Source organism: Curtobacterium sp. 320 (assembly GCF_031455235.1).
GTDB lineage: Bacteria > Actinomycetota > Actinomycetes > Actinomycetales > Microbacteriaceae > Curtobacterium.
Genome location: NZ_JAVDSI010000013.1, coordinates 88,959 through 95,334 on the forward strand (window position 1 = coordinate 88,959; position 6,376 = coordinate 95,334).

The 6,376-nt window shown below is 69.6% G+C and carries 7 protein-coding genes; all 7 read right to left on the minus strand.

Annotated features, from left to right (window positions below):
• Positions 1 to 9 precede the first annotated feature (9 nt).
• A complete protein-coding gene (locus J2X60_RS15860; RefSeq protein WP_309888851.1) occupies positions 10 to 1,002 on the minus strand; it encodes a transglycosylase SLT domain-containing protein in 993 nt (330 codons plus the stop codon).
• 60 nt (positions 1,003 to 1,062) lie between these two features.
• Positions 1,063 to 1,611 carry a DivIVA domain-containing protein gene (locus tag J2X60_RS15865; protein ID WP_070419098.1) on the minus strand — a complete coding sequence of 183 codons (549 nt, stop codon included), beginning with the start codon at positions 1,609 to 1,611 and terminating at the stop codon, positions 1,063 to 1,065.
• 68 nt (positions 1,612 to 1,679) lie between these two features.
• Entirely contained in the window at positions 1,680 to 2,672 is a 993-nt protein-coding gene (locus J2X60_RS15870; protein WP_309888854.1) for a phosphatidate cytidylyltransferase, read from the minus strand.
• On the minus strand, positions 2,672 to 3,226 hold the full coding sequence (gene frr, locus J2X60_RS15875) for a ribosome recycling factor (protein ID WP_070416389.1): 555 nt from the start codon (positions 3,224 to 3,226) through the stop codon (positions 2,672 to 2,674). The genes J2X60_RS15870 and frr overlap by 1 nt, the downstream gene beginning before the upstream one ends.
• A gap of 47 nt (positions 3,227 to 3,273) precedes the next feature.
• Positions 3,274 to 3,993 carry a UMP kinase gene (gene pyrH, locus J2X60_RS15880; RefSeq protein ID WP_070416390.1) on the minus strand — a complete coding sequence of 240 codons (720 nt, stop codon included), beginning with the start codon at positions 3,991 to 3,993 and terminating at the stop codon, positions 3,274 to 3,276.
• Between the two features lie 153 nt (positions 3,994 to 4,146).
• Positions 4,147 to 4,974 (minus strand): translation elongation factor Ts, encoded by an 828-nt coding sequence (tsf, locus tag J2X60_RS15885; protein ID WP_309888856.1) that lies wholly within the window; start codon positions 4,972 to 4,974, stop codon positions 4,147 to 4,149.
• 81 nt (positions 4,975 to 5,055) lie between these two features.
• A complete protein-coding gene (gene rpsB / locus J2X60_RS15890; protein WP_070416392.1) occupies positions 5,056 to 5,997 on the minus strand; it encodes a 30S ribosomal protein S2 in 942 nt (313 codons plus the stop codon).
• Positions 5,998 to 6,376: the final 379 nt, after the last annotated feature.

Sequence of the window (6,376 nt, forward strand, 5' to 3'; positions counted from 1 at the left end):
TTCAGCCGATCAGTACCAGTTGTTCGCGACGCTGTGGCCCCAGGCACCGCACGGCGTGCCGTAGACGCCGGAGATGTAGTTGAGGCCCCAGGTGATCTGCGTCGCCGGGTTCGTCTGCCAGTCAGCGCCGGCCGATGCCATCTTGCTGCCGGGGAGCGCCTGCGGGATTCCGTAGGCACCGCTCGGGTTGTACGCGTTCACGCGCCAGCCCGACTCCTTGTTCCAGAGCGAGACGAGGCAGTTGTACTGGTCGGTCCCCCAGCCGCGCGCGGCCACCATCTCCTGCGCGATGGCCTGGGCGCTGCCCGGGTCCGGCGTCGCAGCGGTCGCCGCGAGGGTGTTCGAGGCGCTCACCGAGGCGGTGTCGTCCGTGGCGGTGTCCGCGTCGGCATCCGTGGTCTCGGTCTCGGTCTTCGGCTTCTCGACGACCTTGGGCTTCGGGAGCGTCACGCCGTACGCGTCGCGGGAGACGTCGAACGCGGCGTAGGTGCCGTGCGCCGTGTACTCCTGCGGGGCAGCCGGCGCCTTGACGAGCACCGGAGCGGAGACCGCTGCCTGGGCCACGTCGGGCTGCAGCGGGTTGAACAGCGAGCCGACGACGATGCCGGACACCGCGAAGAAGGACAGCACCGGCACTGCAGCGCGCTTGCGCACGAAGGTGTTCATGCTCTGCGGAGACGACGACGGCTTCGCGGCTGCGGCGACGGCGCGGGCACGACGCTGCTTGACGATGCGGGGGTCGGCAGGGGTGGCGGGCACCGTGTGGGCGACCGACGCCTGCGCGTCCGTCGTGTCCGACACGCGGTTCGCCGCGACCGACTTGGGGGCGACGGCCGGAGCGGTCGGCACCGATGCCGTGACCACCGTCGGGTTCGCCGGGAGGACCGAGTTCTCCGCCGTGCGGGTTCGGTTCAGTGCCGCGCGGCGCTCACCGGCGGCCGTGAGGCCGAGGTGCTCGCGGGTATCGCGGTCGGAGCTGATGTCTGCCGTGTGCCTGCCCATGAGTTCGACCAGGATAACGGAACGATCACGGAAAGCGAAGCACCCGCCACCAGCGCGTCGTCAGCGGACAGCGAGCATGACCTCGACGACCGCGTCGAGCAGCGCGTCGACCTGCGCTTCGCGGTAGCCGCCGTGCTTCGGTCGGAAGACGATCGAGCGGACCTCGGTCAGGCTGAGCGGCTTGCCGTCGCGGAAGTAGCCCTCGAGCCGCTTCGCGAAGGCGTCGACGTCCTTCGGGTGGTACCCGGTGCCGAGGAAGCTGACGCGACCGAACCGCTGTCCGTCCGGACGCTCGAGACGCGCCACGACGTCGGAGGCCTTCGACCGGGCTTCGGCGTACCAGGCCTTCTGCCCGATGTCCGCGATCTCCCGCTCGCGCTCACGAGCCGCGAAGGCGTCCTCGAGCCGTTCGAGTGCGGCGTCGACGTGCGCGGTGGAGTAGCCACCCTTGCGCATCGAGAAGGCGGTGGCCCGGATCTTCGCGGCCTCGATCGCCGGAGCGGTGTCGTTCGCCGTGTAGGCGCGGCGGGCGTCCTCGAGGAAGCGCTCGACCTCGTCGACGTCGTATCCGAGGGCGGAGCGGTCTGCGTTCGGGAAGGTGGTGGCCACGGCGACATTCTGCCAGGACCGGACCATGGTGTGACCTGGACGCGCTGGGGCGTGGGCCAGGGGTCCGTTCAGTGGTTGACGACGAGGTACAGCACGTAGGCGACGGCGGCGGACGGCAGGATGCTGTCGATGCGGTCCAGGAGTCCACCGTGCCCGGGCAGGAACGACGAGATGTCCTTGATGCCGAGGTCGCGCTTGATCATCGACTCGGTGAGGTCGCCGAGCGTGGCGGACCCGGAGATGAGCACGCCGAGGATGATGCCCGTCCACCAGGGCAGCCCGAGCATGAGCCACGAGACGAGGATGCCGACGATGATGCTGGCGGCGACCGAGCCCGCGAATCCCTCCCACGTCTTCTTCGGGCTGATCCGGGGCGCCATCGGGTGCTTGCCGAGGTTGAGCCCGGTGGCGTACGCGCCGGTGTCGACCGCGACGACCACGAGGATGAAGCCGATCACCCAGAGCTGCCCGCTGGGCTGTGCCGCCAGCAGCACCACGCAGGCGCCGAGGAGCGTGATGTAGGCCTGTACGAACAAGCCGTTCGTGAGGTCCCGCACCACGTTCCCCACGGCCGGCTTCGGACGCGCGATCGCGACCTCGACCAGGCGCCAGAGGCTGATGAACACGATGCCGCCGAGGAGCGTGAACAGCGCCGGGATCTGACCGCCGATGAACGCCGCCGGAACGATCGCCACACTCACGATGACGCTCGGGATGCGCGGCACGTCGCGCCCGGCGAACCGCATGGCGCTCGCGAGCTCGTAGACGCCGACGCCGAGCAGGAACGCCCCGACGACCATGAACGACGGCTTCCAGATGAGCAACGAGCCGAGCATCACGACCGCGAACGCCAGGGCGATCCCGATCGCGGCCGGCAGGTTGCGTCCGGTGCGTGCCGTCAGCGCCTCGTTGCGGGCGCCGAAGTCGGCCTTCCGCTGCCGGAGCTGCGCCTCGAAGTCGGTGCGTGCGGCTCGTGCGCGCGCGTCGAAGTCCTGACGCAGCCCCTTGGCGGAACGCTTCTCTGCTGTGGGGCGGTCACCGCCCTGGTCCGGACGGTGCATCAGACCTCGAGGAGTTCGGCTTCCTTCTTCTTCAGCGAGTCGTCGATCTGGTCGACGTGCTTCTTCGTCAGGGCCTCGAGGTCCTTGTCGCCACGGGAGATCTCGTCGTCCGAGATCTCGCCCTTCAGCGCGTCGAGGTCGTCCTTGGCCTTACGGCGGATGTTGCGGATGACGACCTTGTGGTCCTCGCCCTTGCTCCGGACGAGCTTGACGAACTCCTTGCGGCGGTCCTGTGTGAGCTCCGGGATCGTCACGCGGACGATGTCACCGTCGTTCGTCGGGCTGGCGCCGAGGTTCGGGAACGTCGCGATCGCGCGCTCGATCTCCTTGAGCGCCGTCTTGTCGTACGGCGTCACGATGAGCGTGCGGGCCTCGGGGGTCTGCAGCGACGCGAGCTGCGCGAGCGGCGTCGGCGTGCCGTAGTACTCGACCGGGATCTTCTGGAAGAGCGCCGCGTTGATGCGGCCGGTGCGGACGGTCGAGAAGTCGTCCTTGGCGACCTCGACCGCCTTCGCCATCTTCTCGGTGGCTTCGGTCAGGACATCACTGATCACGGTCTTACTCCTTCGGTACTGGCGTCGAGTCTAGTCAGCGGACGGGGTCAGTTGCTGACCACCGTGCCGATGCGCTCGCCCCGGATCGCGGCGGCGACGTTGCCGTCGCCCTCCATGCCGAAGACGTGCATCGGCATGCCGTTGTCCATGCAGAGCGAGAACGCGGTGGCGTCCACGACCTTGAGGCCCTTCAGGAGCGCGTCCTGGTAGGTGACGTGATGGAGCTTCTCCGCCGTGGCGTCCTTCTTCGGGTCCGCCGTGTAGACGCCGTCGACGCCGTTCTTGGCGACGAGGACCTCTTGTGCGTCGATCTCGAGGGCACGCTGCGCGGCGACCGTGTCGGTCGAGAAGTAGGGCAGGCCCGCCCCGGCACCGAAGATGACGATGCGCCCCTTCTCGAGGTGCCGCTCGGCGCGCCGCGGGATGTACGGCTCGGCGACCTGGGTCATGCTGATCGCCGACTGCACCCGCGTGGCGGCTCCGGCCTGCTCGAGGAAGTCCTGCAGCGCGAGGGCGTTCATGACCGTCCCGAGCATGCCCATGTAGTCGGCGCGCCCGCGGTCCATGCCCCGCTGGGAGAGCTCGGCGCCGCGGAAGAAGTTCCCGCCGCCGACGACGATCGCGACCTCGACCTCCTGCGCGGCGACCGCGATCTCCTTCGCGATCGTGCTGATGACGTCCGGGTTCACACCGAGCGAACCAGCACCGAACGCCTCCCCCGACAGCTTCAGCAGGACCCGGCGGCGTCCGGTCTTCTCGTTCGTCATGTGGTCGCACCCTTCGTCGAATGTCTCGTGGGAATCTACCCGGCCGCAGCCGGTCCGGCGGAGGCGGGTCGCGCCTCCAGTCGGTGCTCGCGCGTGTCGGCGCGCGAAAACGGGGCCCGGAACCTGGTGGTTCCGAGCCCCGTCACGGGTTCGTTACGCGCCGACCTTGACGCGGGCGAAGCCCTGGATCGTGATGCCGGCGTTCTCGGCGGCCTTCGCGACGGACAGCTTGTTGTCCTTCGCGTAGTCCTGGTCGAGGAGCGCGACCTGCTTGCGGTAGGCGTTGAGGCGACCCTCGACGATCTTCGGCAGGGCGGCCTCCGGCTTGCCCTCCTCGCGCGTGATCGCCTCGACGGTCGCGCGCTCCTTCTCGATCGCCTCGGCCGGGATCTCGTCCCGCGTGAGGTAGGTCGGGTTCGCGAACGCGACGTGCTGCGCGATGGAACGGGCCTCGGCCGCGTCGGAGCCCGAGTAGGCGATGACGACGGCGATCTGCGGCGGGAGGTCCTGGCTGGTCTTGTGCAGGTAGACCTCGAACGCGTCGCCCTCGACACGGGTGACCGTGCGGAGCGCGAGCTTCTCACCGAGCGCGGCGGCGGCCTCGTCGATGACCTCGGCGACCGTCTTGCCGTCCAGCGGCGCGGCGTTGCCGGCCTCGACGTCGGCGGCACCGGCGGCGGCGACCGCGGCGACGACCTTGTCGGCGAGGGTGGTGAACTTCTCGTTCTTCGCGACGAAGTCGGTCTCGCTCGCGAGCTCGACGACGGTCGCGGCGCCACCGTCGGTCGACGCGACGACGACACCCTCGGAGGTCGCGCGGTCGTCGCGCTTGGCGACGGCCTTCGCGCCCTTGATGCGGAGCAGCTCGACGGCCTTGTCGTAGTCGCCGTCGGCCTCGACGAGCGCGTTCTTCGCGTCCATCATGCCGGCCCCGAGGTCCTCGCGGAGCTTCTTCACGTCAGCAAGGCTGTAGTTGGCCATTGACTGGAGTCCTTTCTGGACTGAGCGTTTGTGGAGAGTGGAGCAGGGGCGCCGGACCGATCGGCCCGACGCCCCCGATGGTCACTCGGCGGGGGTGGTCTCCGCAGCGGCCTCGGCCTCGGCCGTCGGCTCTGCGTTCTTCGCGTCGTCGGCGATCGGCTCGCCGATCTCCTTCGCGGCGACCTGCGCGTCAGCGTCGTTCTCTTCGACCGGGGTCTCGGCCTCGGCAGCGGCGGGCGTCGCGGTCGCAGCGGCCGGCGCGGCGGTCTCGCCACCGAGGAGCTCCTGCTCCCACTCGGCGAGGGGCTCGGCCGCAGCCTCGTCGTCGCCACCGTTGTGGCGGGTCTTCAGGCCCTCGGCCGCGGCGTCGGCGACGATGCGGGTGAGGAGACCGACGGAGCGGATCGCGTCGTCGTTGCCCGGGATCGGGTACGTGATCTCGTCGGGGTCGCAGTTGGTGTCGAGGATGCCGATGATCGGGATACCGAGCTTCTGCGCCTCGTCGACGGCGAGGTGCTCCTTCTTGGTGTCGACGATCCAGAGCGCGCTCGGGGTCCGCGTGAGGTTGCGGATACCACCGAGGGTCTTGTGGAGCTTGTCCAGCTCGCGCTTCTTGATGAGGAGCTCCTTCTTGGTGAAGCCCTTCGTCGTGTCGTCGAAGTCGATCTCCTCGAGCTCCTTCATGCGCGCGAGGCGCTTGGAGACCGTCTGGAAGTTCGTGAGCAGACCGCCGAGCCAACGCTGGTTGACGTACGGCTGGCCGACGCGGGTCGCCTGCTCGGCGATGGAGCCCTGGGCCTGCTTCTTGGTGCCCACGAAGAGGATCGTGCCACCGTGCGCGACCGTCTCCTTGACGAAGTCGTACGCGCGGTCGATGAAGGCCAGCGACTGCTGCAGGTCGATGATGTGGATGCCGGAGCGCTCGGCGAGGATGAATCGCTTCACCTTCGGGTTCCACCGACGGGTCTGGTGTCCGAAGTGGACGCCGCTGTCGAGCAGCTGGCGGATGGTGACGACGGCCATGTGCCGTCCTCCTTCTGTCTTCTCGGCGCGCAGCCGTGCTCTCGCACGTCGCTGCGGACCTGTTGCGGTTGTGTCGATCACGACCGTCGGTCGTGGTCCCTGGTGCCCTGGCACGCGACCGCCCGCTCGTGAGAGCGAGACCGATGGTCGGGTGCCGCGCCGGTGACGGCGCTGTGGACACGCGAAGTCAGCGCGCCGGAGCGCACTGCTGATCAGATGCTAGCAGACGGTGGACGCACTGGAGGCGGGGGGGGGGGGGGGCCCCCCCCCCCCCCCCCGGGCGGGGGGGGGGGGGGGGGGGGGGGGGGGGCGGGCCCCCCCCCCCCCCCCGCCCCGGGGGCCCAACACACCCGGGGGCGGCCCCAGGGGGGCCCGGGCG

Excerpts from the sequence above, each read along its gene's own strand:
- J2X60_RS15860 (WP_309888851.1), bottom strand. The coding sequence starts at position 1,002 with ATGGGCAGGCACACGGCAGACATCAGCTCCGACCGCGATACCCGCGAG.
- J2X60_RS15870 (WP_309888854.1), bottom strand. The coding sequence starts at position 2,672 with ATGCACCGTCCGGACCAGGGCGGTGACCGCCCCACAGCAGAGAAGCGT.
- pyrH (WP_070416390.1), bottom strand. The coding sequence starts at position 3,993 with ATGACGAACGAGAAGACCGGACGCCGCCGGGTCCTGCTGAAGCTGTCG.
- tsf (WP_309888856.1), bottom strand. The coding sequence starts at position 4,974 with ATGGCCAACTACAGCCTTGCTGACGTGAAGAAGCTCCGCGAGGACCTC.
- rpsB (WP_070416392.1), bottom strand. The coding sequence starts at position 5,997 with ATGGCCGTCGTCACCATCCGCCAGCTGCTCGACAGCGGCGTCCACTTC.